Raw genomic sequence first — 17,810 nt, forward strand, 5'->3', positions numbered from 1 at the left:
CCTCGCAGCTCCTCCTTTTTCCTCCTTTTATTGACATCTTCTTATGGCGGTGATAATTTTCGATTATTCAAAGTTGATTAGTTGGAATTGACATCGGATGGAGTGGATGAAGATGAGAGAACGATCATGGCGCCAAGCCGCCGGCCTGCTGCTGAGCGGGGCGCTTCTGCTGGCTGCCGCGGCATGCGGCAGCGCCGGCGATGAGCCGGCGAGCGGTGGCAGCTCCGACCCGGCCTCAAAAGGCGGCGTCATCCATATCGGCTACCAGAAGTACGGCAGCGTCAACCTGCTCAAGGGCAAGGGCGGGCTCGACGAGAAGCTGGCGGAGATCGGCTACAAGGCCGAATGGACGCTGTTCCCGGGCGGCCCGCAGCTGCTCGAGGCGATGAACGTCGGCAGCGTGGATATCGGCCACACCGGCGAGGCGCCGCCGATATTCGCGCAGGCGGCCGGCACGCCGCTCGTCTACCTGGCCCGCTCGCCGGCAAGTCCCAAGGCGGAGGCGATCCTCGTGCCGGAGAACTCCGAGGTCCAGTCCGTCGCCGACCTGAAGGGCAAGAAGGTCGCGCTCAACAAAGGCTCGAACGTGCATTACCTGCTCGTGAAGGCGCTGGAGCAGGCCGGCGTCCCGTACGGCGACATCGAGACGGTGTTCCTGCCGCCGGCAGACGCGAGGGCCGCGTTCGAGAGCGGCAGCGTCGACGCCTGGGTCATCTGGGAGCCGTTCTACTCGGCGGCGCAGCTCGCGACCAAGGCGAGGGTGCTCGCCGACGGGGAGGGCCTCGTCAAGAACTATGAGTTCGTGCTCGCCTCGCGCTCGTTCGCGGATAAGCATGCCGAGGCGGTGGAGGTCGTGCTGGACGCCTTGAAGGAAGCCGACGTGTGGGCGGAGGAGGATCCGAAGCGCGCGGCGGAGCTGCTGTCGCCGGAGCTCGGCATCGACGTGCCGTCCCTGGAGCAGGCGATGGGCCATCGCGCCTTCGGCATCGAGGAGATCGACGACGGGACGCTTGCCGAGCAGCAGCGCATCGCCGACGCGTTCCTGGAGCTGAAGCTCATCCCCGATAAGCTCGACGTGAAGGAAGCCGCCTGGAAGAAGCCTTGAGGAGGAGAAAACAATGGAATTGTTCTGGTTCATCCCGCTGCATGGAGACGGCCGCTATCTCGGCACGAGCGACGGCGCCCGCGCCGTCGACTACGACTATATGAAGCAGATCGCCGTGGCGGCCGACCGGCTCGGCTACGGCGGCGTGCTGCTGCCGACGGGCCGCTCCTGCGAGGACGCCTGGGTCGCCGCCTCGGCGCTCATCCCGGCGACGCAGCGGCTCAAGTATCTGGTGGCGATCCGCCCCGGCATGATGGCGCCGGCGACGGCGGCGCGCATGGCGTCCACGTTCGACCGGCTGTCCGGCGGGCGGCTGCTCGTGAACATCGTGACGGGCGGCGATCCGGAGGAGCTGGCCGGAGACGGCCTGTTCCTGCCGCATGGCGAGCGCTACGAGCTGACGGACGAGTTTCTGAGCATCTATCGGCAGTTCCTGTCCGGCGAAAAGGTGCATTTCCAAGGCAAGCATCTGCGAAGCGACGGCGGGCAGCTGCTCTATCCGCCGCTGCAGCAGCCGTATCCGCCGCTTTACTTCGGCGGCTCGTCGCCGGCGGGCCAGGAGGTCGCCGCCGACCATGCCGACGTCTACCTGACCTGGGGCGAGCCTCCGGCCGACGTCGCCGCCAAGCTCGACCAGGCGCGCGAGGCGGCCGCCGCCCGCGGGCGCAAGCTGCGCTTCGGCATCCGGCTGCATGTCATCGTGCGCGAGACGAACGAGCAGGCGTGGGAGGCGGCCGACGAGCTCATCCGCCATGTGGACGACCGCACGATCGCCGAGGCGCAAAAGGTGTTCGCCCGCTACGATTCGGTCGGCCAGCAGCGGATGGCCCGGCTGCATGGCGGAGACCGCTCTAAGCTGGAGATCTCGCCGAACCTGTGGGCCGGCGTCGGCCTCGTGCGCGGCGGAGCCGGCACGGCGCTCGTCGGCGATCCGCAGACGGTCGCCGAGCGCATCCGCGAATACGAGTCGCTCGGCATCGACACGTTCATCCTGTCCGGCTATCCGCATCTGGAGGAAGCCTACCGCACCGCCGAGTTGCTGTTCCCGCTGCTCGACCTGAAGCCGCAGGCCGATCCGATCCGCACGCGCCTGCGGGCATCGGGCGAGATCGTCGCCAACGACCTGCTGCCGGACGCGGTCGCCTCCGGCGGACGCTAGGCCCGTCATTCGAGGGCAGAAGGAGGAGGTACCCATCGAAAGGTCCGCATCCAAACGTTCCTGGACGGACAGCCGCCTGACCCCGTTCCTGGTGCCGGCGGCCATCCTGGTCGCCTGGCAGCTGCTCGGGCATTACGGCGCCGTGTCCTCGCGCACGCTTCCTACGCCGCTCAAGGTGGCGGAAGCGGGCATCCAGCTCGCCCGCACCGGCGAGCTGCTGCGCTACATCTGGAGCAGCACCCAGCGGGCGCTGCTCGGCTTCCTCATCGGCGGCGGCATCGGCTTCGCGCTGGGACTGCTGAACGGCCTGTCCCACAGCGCCAACCGGCTGCTCGACAGCACGATCCAGATGGTGCGCAACGTGCCCCATCTGGCGCTGATCCCGCTCGTCATCCTCTGGTTCGGCATCGGCGAGACGGCCAAGGTGTTTCTCGTCGTGCTGGGCGTGTTCTTCCCGATCTACCTCAACACGCTGCACGGCATCCGCTCGATCGATCCCGGCCTGCTGGAGATGGCGCGCGTGTACAAGATCCGCGGCGCGGCGCTGTACCGGCATGTCATCCTGCCGGGAGCGCTCGCCTCGATCCTCGTCGGCGTGCGCTACGCGCTCGGCCTCATGTGGCTGACGCTGATCGTCTCCGAGACGATCAGCGCCAACAGCGGCATCGGCTACATGGCGATGAACGCCCGCGAGTTCATGCGGCTCGACATCGTCGTGCTGGCGATTCTGCTTTATGCGGCGCTCGGCAAGCTGTCCGACCTCGCGGCCAAGGCGCTGGAGGAGCGGCTGCTGCAATGGAATCCCAACTATGCGGTCGACAGGAAAGGAGGCGGGCGGCGTGGGCGCAGAGCAGAGGCGGGCGGCCTCCGGAGCGAGGCTGCAGATCCGGCAGGCGGCAAAGCGGTTCGGGGATAAGCAGGTGCTGCATGAAGTGGAGCTCGACGTGCCGGCGGGCCAGTTCGTCGCCATCGTCGGACGCAGCGGCTGCGGCAAGAGCACGCTGCTGCGGCTGATCGCGGGGCTGGACGCCCCGAGCTCGGGCAGCGTCAGCCTCGACGGCGAGCCGGTAGCGGGCATCGGCGACCGGACGCGGATGCTGTTCCAGGACGCGCGGCTGCTGCCGTGGAAAAGCGCCCTCGACAACGTGCGCGTCGCCAGCGGCGGGACCGACCGCGCCCAGGCGCAACGCGCGCTGGAGCAGGTCGGCCTCGGCGACCGGGCGGACGAGTGGCCGGGCGTGCTGTCCGGCGGACAGCGGCAGCGGGTCGCGCTAGCCCGCGCGCTCGGCGGGCAGCCCGGCTTGCTGCTGCTCGACGAGCCGCTCGGCGCGCTGGACGCGCTGACGCGCATCGAGATGCAGCAGCTGATCGAGCGGCTGTGGCGCGAGCAGGGCTTCACCGCCGTGCTCGTCACGCATGACGTGAGCGAGGCGGTGGCGCTGGCCGACCGGGTCATTCTGATCGAGGAGGGGCGCATCGGGCTCGACCTCGACATCCGGCTCGACCGCCCGCGCGAGCATGACAGCTCGTTCGCGCATTACGAGCGGACGATCCTCGACCGCATCCTCGAACGGGATGCGGAGGCGGAGCGGCGGCGCGAGCAGGTGTATACGATTTAACGGCATCGGCTTCCTTTGGAGGCTGCATATATGCACGCTAGACTTCCGTCCCTCCCGCGCCGTAGGCGCTGGGAGGGACGCCTTTGCTTTTCTTGAACGCCTTGCTGAAGGAATAGACGTCCTCGAAGCCGACGAGGCGGCCGATCTCGCCGACGCGAAGCGTCGTCGTCCGCAGCAGCTCGCAGGCGCGGTCGATGCGCACCTTGTTGGCGTACTGCGCGATCGGCATGCCGGCGAGCTGGCGGAACGAGCGGTTCAGGGCGTCGAAGCTGCAGCCGAGCTCGCGCTCGATCCGCTCGCCCGTCCATTTGCCGGCATCGTCCTGGTGGATGCGGTCGAGCAGCTCATGCGCGGCCAGGTCGAGCCGGGACGTCCGCTTGCGGCTGCGCTGCAGCTGCGCCAGCATATGCTCGCGCGACAGCCAGACGAACAGCTCCGCCAGCTTCAGCGAGGCCAAGACGCGGTTGTACTGCTTGCGCCGCTGCAGCTGGATGAGCTCGCTCAGGACGCCGGCGGCCGGAGAGCGGGAGAACAGGGCGGGGATGTGGAACTGCTTCGGGAAGCGGCAGCGGCTGTCCGCCTCCTCCTCTTCTTCACGGAAGAAGGAGGAGACGAGCGGCTCCGTCCCGCCTGAGGGCAGGCGGATCAGCTCCGGGTGCCTGAAGTGGATGTAGTAATAGTCGCACGCATGGGCGGCTGTTCCTTCATGCTCCAGTCCGGCCTCGAGCAGGAGGGCGTCGCCGCTGCGCAGGACATGCGGCTGCCCGTCCTCGAGCAGATGCAGCTCGCCGCTTTTGACGAGGTAGAGGATGGGCTCGTCGGAGACGCGCCGGAAATGCATCCAGGGGCTGCCGTAGGAAATGAAGCCGGCCAGCGCCACCTGCGGAGCGAAGTCCAGATTGATCGAGATCATGGGAGGGAGCGCCGCCTTTCCACGTAAAAGTCGCGATTGGACAAATGAGGTCTGAAACAGCCATGTTCATCCCGTCCATCCTATCCTATGCTGGGAGTGGAGTTCAATCCAAACGGACAACAGAGGTGAGCGGGAATGGCGGCCTTGAAAATCGGATTCATTGGAGTCGGAGGAATAGCCTCCTTTTATGCGGACGGACTGAAGAAGATTCCCGATGCGGAAATCTGGTCGATATGCGACAGCAGCCCGGAGCCGCTCGAGCGGCGCAGGGTCGAGTGGGGGCTGCCGGCAGCGCGCGTGTACGAGGAGCCGGAGGCGATGCTGCGCGATCCCGAGCTGGACGCGGTCATGATCGGCACGCCGAACGAGAGCCATTACGGGCTGGCCAAGCTGGCGATTGCGAGCGGCAAGCCGTTCGCGCTGGAGAAGCCGGTGGCGATGGACGCGGCGGAAGCGGCGGAGCTGGCGCAGCTGTTGAAAGCGTCTCCAATTCCGCATCTGATCTGCTTTTCCTATCGCTACAAAAAAGCCGCCCGGTACGCGAGGCAGCTCATCAAGGAGGGGCGGCTGGGCAAGATCCTGCATGTCCACAGCCAGTACATGCAGGGCTGGGCGATGGACGAGCGCATTCCGCTCGTCTGGAGGTTCCGCAAGGAGAAGACGGGATCGGGCGCGATCGGCGATCTGGGCAGCCATATCCTGGACCTGACCCGCTTCCTGATCGGCGACACCGAGCGCGTCGTCGCCGATGCCGGCACGATCGTGCCGCAGCGCGACCTGCTGGACGGCTCCGGGCAGGGCGAGGTCGACGTCGACGACTTTTGCCATGTGCTCTCCCGCCTCGAGGGCGGCATCTCGTCGACGATGGCGATCTCCCGCTTCGCGAGCGGCCGCGGCAATTACCAGCGGATCGAGATTTTCGGCACCCAGGGCGCGCTCGTCTACCGGCTGGAGGAGGACGATACGCTCCGCATCCGGCTGGACGGCGACGAGGCGTTCCGCGCGGTCGACATCCCGGAGGCGTTCCACGCCGATCAGATGCGGTCCTTCGTCCAGCTGCTGCAGGGCGGCGGAGACGGCCTCGACGCGACGATCGAGGACGGGCTGGCGAACCAGCGGGCGGTGGATGCCATCGTGGAGTCGTTCGAGCAGCAGCGATGGATCGCGATCGAATAGGAGGAGATCAGCATGGCAGCGATACGAGACGTCAGACCGGCTCGTCGCCATGCGCCGCCCTCGCTCCGGAGGTTTGCCTGGCCCGGTACTCGGACGGAGAGCAGCTCATCTCCTTGCGGAACACCTTGGAGAAATGGTTGGTGTCCGGAAAGCCGACCTGCGCGGCGATGTCCTTGATGCTGAGTCCGCCGGCCTCCAGCAGGGCGCGCGCGCGTTGGATGCGCTTTCGGTTCAGGTACTTGAGCGGAGAGACGGCGAGATGCTTGTTGAAGTAGCGCACGAGATAGTTGGGATGCAGATGGACATGCCGGGACAGGTCGTCCAGCGTAAGCGCCTCGGACAAGCGTTCTTCAATGAAGGAGTCGATCTGCCGCAGGCGTTCGATCTCGTCTCGCTTGCCGGCGGTGATCCGCAGCTGCGGGTTCGACTCGGCGAGGAAAAAGCCGATGACTTCGAGCAGGACTGCTTTCTCCCGGATCCGCGCCAGCCAGCCGCCGTCGGCATGCAGCTCCGCAAGCTCGCGGAACAGCCGGGTCAGCGAATCCAGCCGGTCCGGCGGAACGTTCAGCAGCGGCGGGACGTCGATCCATTGAAACAGATCCAACCCTCCCAGCGCTGCGGTGAAATGGCACCAATACTTGCGGTAGGGGCGGTCGCTTATGGCGGAGTAGGACTGGCGGACATGCGCCGGCATATGGCAGAGCTGGCCCGCGACGGGAGCATAGGAGCGGCCGTCGATGTCGATCCAGCCCTCGCCGCCGCAGATCAGATAGAATTTATTGTAAGACGGCACATAATCAAGCTCGCGCCACTCGGGCGAGCACTCCGTGTAGTAGGCTTCGACCAGGCTGACTTGAAGATGCTGGAGCATCGCGCCCGGCATGGCGTCATTGTCGTGCATCCGTATCCCTCGTTCAATTGGTTAATTTCATCCCCGCAGGAAGCTAACTTGCTGCCTATAGCTTATCACAATTCATTGCTAGACTTGGGCTATACCGAACATGGGGAGGCGCTAGGGCATGAATGAGTTGATCAGGCAACGTACCGAACGGACGGAGTGGTTCCGACATGACCGCTTCGGCATGTTCATCCATTGGGGAATCTATGCGATTCCGGCACGAGGCGAATGGGTGCGCAGCTTCGAGAGGATGAGCGACGAGGACTATCAGACTTATGTGGACGAGTTCAACCCGGACCGGTACGATCCGAAAGCATGGGCGAAGGCGGCCAAGGATGCAGGCATGACCTATGCGGTGCTGACGGCCAAGCATCATGACGGCTTCTGCCTGTTCGACAGCAAGCATACGACGTACAAGTCGACGAACACGCCATGCGGAAGAGACCTCGTCCGCGAGTTCCTCGATGCGTTCCGCGAGGAAGGGCTGAAGGTCGGCCTCTACTTCTCGCTCATCGACTGGCATCATCCGGATTTCCCGGCGTACGGCGACCGCATCCATCCGATGCGCGACGACGAGAGCTTCCGGCGCGATCCGGAGCGCTTCGACGCCTACCTGGACGACATGCATGCGCAGGTGCGCGAGCTGCTCACCGGGTACGGCAAGCTGGACATCATGTGGTTCGACTTCTCTTACGACGACATGAGAGGGGAAAAATGGCGGGCGACCGAGCTGATGACGATGATCCGCGAGCTCCAGCCGCAGATCATCGTCGACAACCGGCTCGAGGCGAGCGGGGAAGAAGGGGGCTCGATCTGTTCCCGGACCCCGAGCTTCTTCTCGGGCGATTTCGCTTCGCCGGAGCAGATCATCCCTCCGCAGGGCATTACGGACGAGGACGGCCGACCGATCCCCTGGGAAGCCTGCATGACGCTGAACAACAACTGGGGCTATGCGGCGAACGACCATGCGTACAAGTCGGCGAAAACCGTCATCCGCAAGCTGGTCGAGTGCGTGAGCAAAAACGGCAATCTGCTGCTCAATGTCGGACCGGACGCGAAGGGAGAGATTCCGCGGCGATCGCTGAGCGTCCTGGCGGAGGTAGGCGCCTGGATGCGCCGGAACGGGGAAAGCGTCTACGGCTGCGGGGAAGCGGACCTCGACAAGCCGGAGTGGGGCCGCTACACGCGCAAGGGCGACAAGCTGTATGCGCATATCTTTGAAGAAAGCGTCGGTCCGGTCAATCTGTCCGGTCTGGGCGGCCAGGTGAAAAAAGCGAGGCTGCTGGAAGACGGCTCGGAGCTGTTCGTCTCGCGTCCGTGGAATGCCCGGCTGTATCCGAACGATGAATTCTTCAACTTCGCGCAGCCGGAGCACTTCACTTATCCGCTGCCGGATGAGCTGGATACCGTCGTCGAGATCACGCTGAACGATCGGCATGGGAAATCGGGAAGCCAGGGGAGGCCGTAAGGGCTTGCCGGCACGGCGGCCTCTCCCGCGCCGCATCGCCTGAACAAGCGTCCGCCAACCGGCGAAGCACTCGTTGCTTCGCCGGTTCGCTTTTTATGGCGCGAATCCCCACGGGGCAGGGGGCCGTCTCCCGCCCCGATCTTGACCTTACTTGAATCGATCCCCATAGAAAAGAGCCGCAGCAGCGAGAATGGGCGCGATTCATTTCGATGATTGCGCTTTCTTTGACTTCCGGGCTTGTCGCCGGCTTTTCCTAAAAGCCTTATAATGCTCGGTTAGAAGAGGTGCATCGGAAATTCCGCTCATCAGGAGGGTACATTTGTCTTGAACCGCATATCCCGCTGGAAGCAGGAGTGGCTCCCGAATCCGGGAACGAACATCCTGTCCGGCATCACTGTCGCTTTGGCGCTCATTCCCGAGACGCTGGCCTTTTCGATCATCGCGGGCGTCAGCCCGATGGTCGGGCTCATCACGTCCTGCATGATCGCCATCATCATCTCGTTCGCCGGCGGCCGTCCGGCGATGATCTCCGCCGCCACCGGCGCGCTCGCGCTGCTCATGGTCGGCCTCGTCCGCGACCACGGCGTGGAATACCTGTTCGCCGCGACGATCCTGACCGGCATCATCCAGCTCGTCATCGGCTGGCTGAAGCTCGGCAGCCTGATCCGCTTCGTGCCGCATTCGGTCATGAACGGCTTCGTGAACGCGCTGGCGATCATGATCTTCATGGCCCAGCTCGTGCACTTCCAGGGCCAGGGCTGGACGATGTACGCGCTCGTCGGCCTCGCGCTCGCTATCGTGTTCGGGCTGCCGAAGCTGACCCGCGCGTTCCCGTCCGCGCTCGCCGCGATCATCGTCGTGTCCGCCGTCGCCATGATCTTCAAGCTCGACGCGCTGACCGTCGGCGACATCGCCGACTTCTCCGGCACGCTGCCGATGCTGCATCTGCCGGACTTCGTTCCGAACCTGGACAATCTGCTCATCATCCTGCCCTACTCGGCCTCGATGGCGCTCGTCGGGCTGCTGGAGTCGCTGCTGACGTCCAACATCCTCGACGAGATCACCGATACGCCGAGCGACAAGAACCGCGAGGTCAAAGGCCAGGGCATCGCCAACTTCGCCACCGGCTTCTTCGGCGGCATGGCGGGCTGCGCGATGATCGGCCAATCGGTCATCAACGTGCGCTCCGGCGGACGCACGCGGCTGTCGACGCTGACGGCGGGCGTCGTCCTGCTGCTGCTGATCCTGTTCCTCAGTCCGGTCGTCAAGCAGATCCCGATGGCGGCGCTCGTCGGCGTCATGTTCATGGTCGCGATCGGCTCGTTCAACTGGAAGTCGCTCGGCGAGCTGAAGCGCGCCCCGATCGGCGACTCGATCGTCATGCTGGCGACCGTCGGCGTCGTCCTGTACACGCATAACCTCGGCCTCGGCGTCATCGTCGGCGTGCTGCTGAGCGCGGTCATCTTCGCCCGGCGCATCTCGCGCATCGCCGTGAAGGCGCAGCCGCAGCCGGACGGCAGCCTGCGCTATGCGGTGAGCGGCCAGCTGTTTTTCGCGACGGCGACCGATTTCGGCGACGCCTTCGACGCGGCCGGCGATCCCGAGCGCGTGACGATCGACTTTTCGGACGCCCATGTGTGGGATCACTCCGGCGTCAATGCGATCGCCCGCATCCGGGGCAAGTACCTGGAGGCCGGCAAAAGCTGCGACGTCGTCGGGCTCAACGAGGAGAGCGGCCGGCTCGTCGAGAAGATGGGCTTGGAATCGTACGGCACGCTGTAGAGGAAGACGCATCGTGCAGCCAACAAAGGATGGGAGGAAGCAGCCGCTTCCTCCCATCCTTTTTCGCATGCGCTCCTTTTAAATTAATGTAATATTATGTAATTTTACATGGGCAAGTCAGGGGATGTTGAAGAAGAAAGCAATGAATTACCCCCATAAAACCAGGTTGAAACCGGTTTAAAAAATAAAAAATAAAGCAAAAAAGAGTCATCCAAACGGATCCGGCCTGCGTTCCACTCCATGAAAGCAGCTCAAGCCGACCGCCGGGCATCATCCCCGGACGGAGCCAGCCACGGCAATCCGCATTGACCCCATACCCGAAGGAGTGACTGTTCATGAAGATCACGAAAGCGCTCGCCCCTGTCCTGACCCTCGCCCTCGCCATCCCAGCCGGATGGGCTGCGGCCGCCCCCGCCCCGGCCGCGGCGCCTACGGCCGTGACGCCGGCCGCCGATCTGCGCGCCAGCCTCGACCATCTGCTCTCGGAGCACTTCGCGCTCGCCGTCGCGGCGATGACCAAAGCGTATGACGGCTCCAAGGATGCGGCGGCCGCCCTCAAGGCGCTCGACCAGAACGCGCTCGACATGCTGCCGGCGATCGAGATGCTGTACGGCAAAGCCGGAGCGGACGAGTTCGGCCGCATCTTCCGTTCGCACAACGCTTCCACCGACGAGCTGGCCAAGGCCAAGAAGATGAACAACGCCGACGCGGTAAAAGCGGCGGAAGCGAAGGTGCAGGGCTTCGTGGACGAATTCTCCACGTTCCTCGCCGCGGCGACCGCGAACAACCTCCCGAAGGCAGCCGCCATGGACGCGCTGAAGCTGCATGAGGCGCAGGTGCAGACCGTATTCGACGAGTATGTGCAGGGCGACTACGCCGATGCGTACAAAGCGTATCGCGAAGGCTACAAGACGATGTTCACGATCAGCAAGGCGCTGTCCGGCGCGATCGTCAAGCAGATGCCGGATAAGTTCGGCGGCTCCTCCGTCGATACGAAGGCCGCCGATTTGCGCTCGACGCTGAATAGGCTCGTGTCCGAGCATGTGGCGCTGTCGGTGCTGCAGATGCAGAAGCAGTTCGACGGAGCGAAGGACGCCTCCGCGCTCGTCGGCGCCGAGGCGATGAACACCGCCGACTGGAAAGCGGCGATCGCGTCCCTGTACGGCAGCGCCGGAGCCGACGCGTTCGAGAAGCTGTGGACCGGCGACCACATCAACGCCCAGTCGGACTACGTGAACGCCGTGAAGGCCGGCGACATGGCCGCCAAGCAGGCCGTTCAAGCGCGCTTCAACACGTTCTCGAAGGACTTCGGCTCGTTCCTCGGCACCGCCACCGAAGGCAAGCTGCCGGCTGCCGCCGCTACCGAAGCGCTTCTGAAGCATGAGAGCCAGATCCAGATGGCGTTCGACAGCTACGCCGCCGGCAATTACGATGCGGCTTACGCGACGGACCGCGAAGGCTTCAAGTTCGTCTTCGGCGTCGGCCAAGGCCTCGGCGACGCGATCGTCAAGCAGAAGCCGTCGATGTTCGCCGAAGCGACGCCAGCGCCGACACCGACGCCGACTCCGGCTCCGGTCGAGCCGTCCATGACGACGGTCTGGATGAAGCTGAACAGCATGCAGCTGAACATCAACGGCGGCACGACCCAGATGGATACGACGCCGGTCATGTGGAACGGCATGACGTACATCCCGCTTCGCTTCCTGAGCGAGGGCATCGGCGCGACGGTCAGCTTCGACGGCAAGGCCAAGGCAGTCTGGATCAGCGCCGGCTCCGACAAGCTCGGCTTCTGGGTGAACCAGAAAACGTACTCGGTCAACGGCCAAAGCATGACGGCTCCGGCCGCTCCGGTCATCGACAAGAACGGCCGTACGCTCGTGCCGCTGCGCTTCATCGCCGAGCTGCTGGACTGGAACGTCGCTTTCGCCGCCAAGGACGGCTCCATCACGCTGACGCAGATGAACTGATCCGTGCCGAGCGCGAGGGCGCTCGCAGCGCCATCGCCGACGAGCCGGACAACGCCGGCATCGCGGCCCGCATCATCCGTGAAGCTCCCGCCCATGGGCGGGAGCTTTTTTGCGTTCCCAGCTGGACTTTAGTCGGGTTTTGCGCCAGCGGGCAACTTATCCAAGCCCCCGCTCGTTGTAGGGATTGGAGGTGTCACTTCATATGAACAAACGTACATCACGGTCAAAAACGAGGCTGCTGTCTCTATCCGGAGCCGTGCTGCTGCTGGCGCTGGCCGGCTGCTCCGGCTCGAACGAGCCGCTGCAGGGGGCATCCCCGTCGCCGCTGCCTAGCGTCAGCCCTTCGCCCTCCGCGGCTCCTTCTCCTTCGCCAAGCCCGCCGGCACCGTCGGCATCGCCTTCGGAAGAGCCTGCGCCATCCGCCGCTCCGTCCGAGCCGGAAGCCAAAAAAGGCGAAGGCAAGTTCAGCGGCCTGGCCGATTCGCATACGATCGAGATCGAGATGGACGGTCGGCATGAGTCGTTCCAGCTTGGCGAAGGAACGGCCGAAGCGGCCTTCGAGCTGGAGCCGGGCGATCTCGTCTCGTTCGAGTATACCGAGCAGCCGGTCGAGGGCGACCCGCAGGCGAAGCAGCTGATGCTGACGTCGCTGGCCAAGGCCGAGCCTCCGGCGAGCTGATCGTCCATCCCCAGCCCTTCGGCCCCGAAGCCGGCATCCGCGTTTTGTCGCGGAGCCGGCTTTTTGCTTTATGCACAGAATTATCCCCACTATGAACAGCCGCTATGCCCAGGAAAGTTAAGCTTGTGAAAAGGTTGCACAGTTATCCACATGAAAAGTTATGCACATGTAAATTAAACGTCGTAACGGATTCCCCTCGGCTTATGCATAAGCGGCCGCCGTTTGCGGCAAAACAAAGCAGAGCGCGCATCATGAAAGCGGGAGGGGAACAGAATGGCGAAACGTTGGTGGCAAGCCGCCGGAGCGGCTGTGCTGATCGCGGGAGCGGTCGCAAGCGCGGGGCTGCCGCTCGGCCGGGCGGCGGCGGAGCCGGCTCCGCCGTCAGCGGATGCGGCTCCTGCCGCAGGCTGGAGCAAGGCGTACCATTTCGGCTTCAAGAAAAGCAAAAACGGCGAGCTGCCGTCGATCGCGGAGGAAGGCTTCCAGCCGATGCTGGAGAAGCATGGCGCCGTATTCCTCGGCGACACGTCCCGCAAGGAGCTGTACCTGACGTTCGACAACGGCTACGAGAAGGACGGGCTGACGGGGACGATCCTCGACGTGCTCAAGGAGAAGAACGTGCCGGCGATTTTCTTCATCACCGGGCATTACGTCAAGACGGAGCCGGAGCTTGTCAAGCGGATGGCGGCGGAGGGCCATCTGATCGGCAACCATTCGTGGAGCCACCCGGACATGAGCACGCTGCCGCCGGAGAAGATCAGGCAGGAGCTGGCCGATGTGAAAAAGGCGGTCGCCGAGCTGACCGGCGTCCAGAAGATGGATTATCTGCGCGCCCCGCGCGGCATTTTTTCGGAGCCGATGCTCGCCGCCAGCGGAGCCGAGGGCTACCGCAACGTCTTCTGGTCGGTCGCCTACAAGGACTGGGACACGTCCGCGCAGCGCGGAGCGGATTACGCTTACCGCAACGTGATGGAGCAGCTGCATCCGGGCGCGGTGCTGCTGCTGCATGCGGTGTCGAGCGACAATACGCAGGCGCTGGGCCGGATCATCGACGGCGCGCGCGCGCAAGGCTATGAGTTCAAAAGCCTCGACGGAATGGAGAAGCGGACGTACCGCTGAGCGCTCTAAACAGGAAGCGGAGCTGGCGGTTGGAGGTCTCCGTCCCGCCGGAATTGCCAAAAAGGATACCATATGGTATCCTTTTTCTATGTTCAACGAACTCAAGGAGGAATTATGATGCCATCGTCATCCGACCGCCAGCTGCCGGAAATCCGTCAGGTGCAGGTGCTACGAGCGCCGATCGAAAAAGTATGGGAAGCAGCCGCCACCTCGGCGGGCATTGAGGCCTGGTTCATGCCGAATACGTTCGTCGCCGAGGAGGGCGCCGAATTCATTCTGCATGCCGGGCCGTTCGGCGACTCGCGCTGCCGCGTGACCGAGCTGTCCCCGCCGCATCGCCTGAGCTTCGACTGGGGCGAGCAGTGGAGCGTCGCGTTCGAGCTGAAGGAGCTGGAGCCCGGCGTGACCGAGTTCACCGTCATCCACGGCGGCTGGTCGGAGGACGGCGTGACCGAGTTCGGCCAGTCCCACCGCGAGGTGCGCGAGCGGATGAATGGAGGCTGGGCCGGCATCGTGAAGAAGCTGGCCGCCGTGCTGGAGGGCTGAGCCCGTGCCGCTGCGGGAGCCCAGCGCGGATGTCTATCAGGCGATCGCCGACCCGAGCCGTCGCCGCATGCTGCAGCTGCTTCAGGACGCGGGCGAGCTGCCGCTCAAGGAAGTGACGCCGCATTTCGACATGACCCGAGCCGCCGTCTCCAAGCATCTGCGCATCCTCGCCGATGCCGGGCTCGTGCATGAGCGCAGGACCGGCCGCGAGACGCGCTACCGCATGGACGCCGATCCGCTGCGCGAGCTGAAGCGCTGGCTGGCCTATTTCGACCGCTACTGGGAAAACAAGCTGCAGGCGCTCCGGCTGCATGTGGAAGGGCCGGAGCCGGCGGAGGCAGGCGGCCCGGCGGAGGATCAGCCGGCTGGCGAAGGCGGAGGCTCGTAGCCGGCGGCAAGGCCGTACGTTTGCCCGCGGGCGATGTCGTATGATACCATGTAACCAATATGGTTACAGTTCAAAGGCGGCTGCAGCCGCCGGAAAGCGGGTATGACGATGAAGGTTGAAATTTGGTCGGACTACGCCTGTCCGTTCTGTTTTATCGGCAAGAGGAGATTCCAGGAGGCGCTCGAAGCGTTCGAGCACAAGGACGGCATCGAGGTCGTCTACCGCAGCTTCGAGCTCGACCCGTCGGCCGTGCACGAGCCGGGCCGCAGCATTCATGAGCTGCTCGCCGCCAAGTACGGCATGTCGATTGAAAAGGCGCGCCAGAGCAACGAGAATCTCGGCCAGCAGGCGGCGCAGCTTGGCCTCAAGTTCGACTTCGAGGCGATGAAGCCGGGCAATACGTTCGACGCGCATCGCCTCATGGCGTGGGCCAAGGAGCAAGGCAAGGGCGACGCGATGGCCGAGCGGCTGTTCAAGGCCTACTTCACCGACGGCCTGCTGCTCGAGGACCGCAAGGTGCTGGAGGCGCTGGCGGAAGAAGCGGGGCTGCCGCGCGCGGAGGCGTTCGCGGTGCTGGAGTCGGACCGCTACTTCGAGCAGGTGAGGGCGGAGGAGCAGGACGGGGCGCAGCTCGGCATCCAGGGCGTGCCGTTCTACGTGCTCGACCGCAAATACGGCGTCTCGGGCGCGCAGCATCCCGACGCCTTCCTGCAGGTGCTCCGCCAGGCCTGGGACGAGCGCCAGGCGGAAGCCGCCGGCGCGGCCCCCGAGTCTGCCGGCGATGCGGGCGCGGCCTGCGCTCCGGGCGACGAGGCTTGCGAGCTGCCGGAACGGAGCTAGCAGGCCGGCATGACACGCACCTGCGTCTAAAAGGAAAAAGGCTGGCTCCACAGGTCTCGGAAGAGGGACCTGTGGGGCCAGCTTTTTTGTTCGCAGCAACTTTATCGGCTTGAACCGCGTTCATGCAGGTGAAATCATTTTAGAACGGGGGGATGCGGATGGCGGTCATTCTTTTTTGCCTCGTTTTTCTGTTCGGCTCCGCAGCTGCTTTCAAATGGGCGGGGGTTCCGTTGCCGTACGCAAAGGGCATGCTCCTTGCCCTCTTGCTCTGCTTCCTTGCGACCATCTGTCTGGCGCAAAATTACACGCACAACCTGATTCCAGGAGCAAGCGACGGAATTGCTCCCTCCAATTTCGTTGCCCGTTGGGTTTTCGGGGAAGACGGATGGACGATGCAAAAGTTCAGGAGCTCCTTCGAGTTCTCCACAACCCTCGCCGTTCTTTTTCTCCTGGCCTATCCTGTCGTTGTCGCAATCGAGTCGAAATGGGCAAAAAAATAAAGCAAGGAGCCCCCTCCTCCGTCAGGAAGAAGGGGGTTTCTTGCTTCAGGGCCGACATCGCCCCGCCTTACCCGAGCGAATGCGTCATCGCGATCATCGTCAGCAGGCCGATGATGAACGAGAACGTCGCCACGCGCTCGTTGCCGTCGCCGTGGCTTTCGGGGATGAGCTCCTTGTAGACGACGAACAGCATCGCGCCGGCCGCGAAGGCGAGGCCGTAAGGGACGACCGTCTCGATCGCCGCCACGAAGCTGACGCCGACAAGCGCGGCGATCAGCTCGAGCACGCCGGTGCCGATGGCCATGAGCACGGCGTAGCCGCGGCGCATCCCTTGGGTAATGAGGAACAGCGCCGTCAGGAAGCCCTCCGGAATGTTTTGCAGGCCGATGCTGATTGCGACGATCGGGCCGAGCTGGGCTTCGCTGCTGCCGTAGCTGACTCCGACCGACAGCCCCTCCGGCAGGTTGTGCAGCGCCATCGCCGTCAAGAACAGCATCGAGCTGCGGTCCATGCCGAGCCAGCCGCGCCGCGCCGCGGCCGAGCCGGGCGACAGGTCGAGGTCGGAGTCATGCGAAGGATCGGTATGGGGCAGGATGAGCTCCAGCAGCATGAGCACGATCGTGCCGAGCAGGATGCCGATCGCGACCGCCGGCAGCCCGGACAGCTTGAGCGCGCTCGGGATGAGCCCGTACGTCGAGGCGGCGACCATGATGCCGGCCGTGAAGGCGAGCAGGATGTCCTTGCCGCGGTGAGTGATATTCGTAATGAACAGGGCGGGCAGCGCGCCGATGACCGTGCACACCGCCGTCGCGATGCTGCCGAGCAGGATGGGATTCATAGACTCTCCTTCGTGCCGGCCGGCTGGCCGGTAGGTTCGTTTTGTAGGATATGCCGATCAAGGGATAATATGCCGCGTCCGAGGCTTCCTTCCGCGCCAGGCACGGAGTACAATGAAGCCGATAGCCCAAGGAGCTTCCGGCCGCGCCGGCTCCTGCGGAAGGAGTCCATGCCACATGCTTGACCAATTGATGTCTTATATGACGGAAGAACGGCTGCTGGAGCTGCTCGAGCGGTACCGATCCTATGGTCCGCTGCCCGGCATCCTGCTTCCTTTCCTCAAATCCTTCGTGCCCCCGCTGCCGACGCTGCTGCTCATCGGCACGAATGCCGCGGCGTACGGCCTCTGGGCCGGGTTCCTCTACTCCTGGCTCGGCCTCGTCGCCGGCTGCATGACGACGTTCCTGGCCGTGCGGGCCGCCTCCGGCCACCGCCTCGCCCGCCGCTGGGCGGACAAGCCCAAGGTGAAGGCGAGCATGAGCTGGATCCGGCGCAACGCGTTCAGCTACGTGTTCGTCCTCAGCCTGTTCCCGGTCGGACCGTTCGTGCTCGTCAACATGGCGGCCGCGGTGTCGCGCATGCCGATCGGCCGCTTTTTCGCGGCGGTCGGCGTCGGCAAGGGGATCATGGCGCTGGTCGTCTCCTATGTCGGCCACGACGTCGGGCGCTTCTACCGCGACCCGCTGCAGCTCGCCTTCGTCGCGCTGCTCCTGTTCCTTTCGTGGGCGGCCTGCAAGGCGATCGAGAAAAAATTCATGAAGCCGGCGTCGGAGGAAGAGGCTTCCGCACCTGCGTCCACCCCCTGACAGGCAGC

18 protein-coding genes are annotated in these 17,810 nt (G+C 64.5%); 15 read left to right on the forward strand and 3 right to left on the reverse strand.

What is annotated here, in order from left to right; all coding sequences use genetic code 11:
- The first annotated feature begins 112 nt into the window (after positions 1 to 112).
- The 4 genes from GE073_RS04195 (at position 113) to GE073_RS04210 (ending at position 3,883) form a co-directional block, all read left to right on the forward strand.
- Positions 113 to 1,105 (forward strand): sulfonate ABC transporter substrate-binding protein, encoded by a 993-nt coding sequence (locus tag GE073_RS04195; RefSeq protein ID WP_153782827.1) that lies wholly within the window; start codon positions 113 to 115, stop codon positions 1,103 to 1,105.
- A gap of 13 nt (positions 1,106 to 1,118) precedes the next feature.
- Entirely contained in the window at positions 1,119 to 2,264 is a 1,146-nt protein-coding gene (ssuD, locus tag GE073_RS04200; RefSeq protein WP_153782828.1) for an FMNH2-dependent alkanesulfonate monooxygenase, read from the forward strand.
- Positions 2,265 to 2,355: 91 nt separating this feature from the next.
- The gene (locus GE073_RS04205; protein ID WP_228551262.1) at positions 2,356 to 3,180 is read left to right on the forward strand and encodes an ABC transporter permease subunit; all 825 of its coding nucleotides are present in this window, start codon (positions 2,356 to 2,358) and stop codon (positions 3,178 to 3,180) included.
- Positions 3,104 to 3,883 carry an ATP-binding cassette domain-containing protein gene (locus GE073_RS04210; RefSeq protein ID WP_228551263.1) on the forward strand — a complete coding sequence of 260 codons (780 nt, stop codon included), beginning with the start codon at positions 3,104 to 3,106 and terminating at the stop codon, positions 3,881 to 3,883. Before GE073_RS04205 ends, GE073_RS04210 begins: the two co-directional genes overlap by 77 nt.
- Before the next feature lie 37 nt (positions 3,884 to 3,920).
- Here the strand turns inward: GE073_RS04210 and GE073_RS04215 are convergent, their stop codons facing one another.
- Complete coding sequence (locus GE073_RS04215; protein WP_153782831.1) at positions 3,921 to 4,796, reverse strand: helix-turn-helix transcriptional regulator; 876 nt, start codon at positions 4,794 to 4,796, stop codon at positions 3,921 to 3,923.
- Positions 4,797 to 4,931: 135 nt separating this feature from the next.
- Between GE073_RS04215 and GE073_RS04220 the strand changes: the two genes are divergently transcribed.
- Positions 4,932 to 5,972: a Gfo/Idh/MocA family protein gene (locus tag GE073_RS04220; protein WP_153782832.1), complete on the forward strand. Its 1,041-nt coding sequence runs from the start codon at positions 4,932 to 4,934 to the stop codon at positions 5,970 to 5,972.
- 31 nt (positions 5,973 to 6,003) lie between these two features.
- Here the strand turns inward: GE073_RS04220 and GE073_RS04225 are convergent, their stop codons facing one another.
- Entirely contained in the window at positions 6,004 to 6,873 is an 870-nt protein-coding gene (locus GE073_RS04225) for an AraC family transcriptional regulator (protein WP_153782833.1), read from the reverse strand.
- A 118-nt stretch (positions 6,874 to 6,991) separates the two neighbouring features.
- On the opposite strand from GE073_RS04225, the gene GE073_RS04230 reads away from it, so the two are divergent.
- From GE073_RS04230 to GE073_RS04270, 9 genes are all read left to right on the forward strand, one after another.
- Positions 6,992 to 8,338 carry an alpha-L-fucosidase gene (locus GE073_RS04230; RefSeq protein WP_153782834.1) on the forward strand — a complete coding sequence of 449 codons (1,347 nt, stop codon included), beginning with the start codon at positions 6,992 to 6,994 and terminating at the stop codon, positions 8,336 to 8,338.
- A gap of 324 nt (positions 8,339 to 8,662) precedes the next feature.
- Positions 8,663 to 10,120 (forward strand): SulP family inorganic anion transporter, encoded by a 1,458-nt coding sequence (locus tag GE073_RS04235; protein WP_228551264.1) that lies wholly within the window; start codon positions 8,663 to 8,665, stop codon positions 10,118 to 10,120.
- A 335-nt stretch (positions 10,121 to 10,455) separates the two neighbouring features.
- On the forward strand, positions 10,456 to 12,087 hold the full coding sequence (locus GE073_RS04240; RefSeq protein WP_153782836.1) for a copper amine oxidase N-terminal domain-containing protein: 1,632 nt from the start codon (positions 10,456 to 10,458) through the stop codon (positions 12,085 to 12,087).
- Between the two features lie 202 nt (positions 12,088 to 12,289).
- Positions 12,290 to 12,766, forward strand: a complete 477-nt coding sequence (locus tag GE073_RS24975) for a hypothetical protein (RefSeq protein ID WP_194843266.1) — start codon at positions 12,290 to 12,292, stop codon at positions 12,764 to 12,766.
- Positions 12,767 to 13,039: 273 nt separating this feature from the next.
- On the forward strand, positions 13,040 to 13,885 hold the full coding sequence (gene pdaA / locus GE073_RS04250; RefSeq protein ID WP_028600275.1) for a delta-lactam-biosynthetic de-N-acetylase: 846 nt from the start codon (positions 13,040 to 13,042) through the stop codon (positions 13,883 to 13,885).
- A gap of 117 nt (positions 13,886 to 14,002) precedes the next feature.
- On the forward strand, positions 14,003 to 14,431 hold the full coding sequence (locus GE073_RS04255; protein WP_028600276.1) for an SRPBCC family protein: 429 nt from the start codon (positions 14,003 to 14,005) through the stop codon (positions 14,429 to 14,431).
- Between the two features lie 4 nt (positions 14,432 to 14,435).
- A complete protein-coding gene (locus tag GE073_RS04260; protein ID WP_101808550.1) occupies positions 14,436 to 14,819 on the forward strand; it encodes an ArsR/SmtB family transcription factor in 384 nt (127 codons plus the stop codon).
- Between the two features lie 108 nt (positions 14,820 to 14,927).
- Positions 14,928 to 15,659, forward strand: coding sequence for a DsbA family oxidoreductase (locus GE073_RS04265; protein ID WP_153782837.1), 732 nt, complete (start codon positions 14,928 to 14,930; stop codon positions 15,657 to 15,659).
- Between the two features lie 158 nt (positions 15,660 to 15,817).
- Positions 15,818 to 16,159, forward strand: coding sequence for a hypothetical protein (locus GE073_RS04270; RefSeq protein WP_228551265.1), 342 nt, complete (start codon positions 15,818 to 15,820; stop codon positions 16,157 to 16,159).
- Between the two features lie 67 nt (positions 16,160 to 16,226).
- On the opposite strand, the gene GE073_RS04275 is transcribed toward GE073_RS04270, so the two are convergent.
- Positions 16,227 to 16,997, reverse strand: coding sequence for a ZIP family metal transporter (locus GE073_RS04275; RefSeq protein ID WP_101808552.1), 771 nt, complete (start codon positions 16,995 to 16,997; stop codon positions 16,227 to 16,229).
- A gap of 175 nt (positions 16,998 to 17,172) precedes the next feature.
- On the opposite strand from GE073_RS04275, the gene GE073_RS04280 reads away from it, so the two are divergent.
- The gene (locus GE073_RS04280) at positions 17,173 to 17,802 is read left to right on the forward strand and encodes a TVP38/TMEM64 family protein (protein WP_043111756.1); all 630 of its coding nucleotides are present in this window, start codon (positions 17,173 to 17,175) and stop codon (positions 17,800 to 17,802) included.
- Positions 17,803 to 17,810 lie beyond the last annotated feature (8 nt).

The sequence above is a fragment of the Paenibacillus sp. B01 genome (genome assembly GCF_009649995.1).
Taxonomy (GTDB): Bacteria; Bacillota; Bacilli; order Paenibacillales; family Paenibacillaceae; genus Paenibacillus_O; species Paenibacillus_O pasadenensis.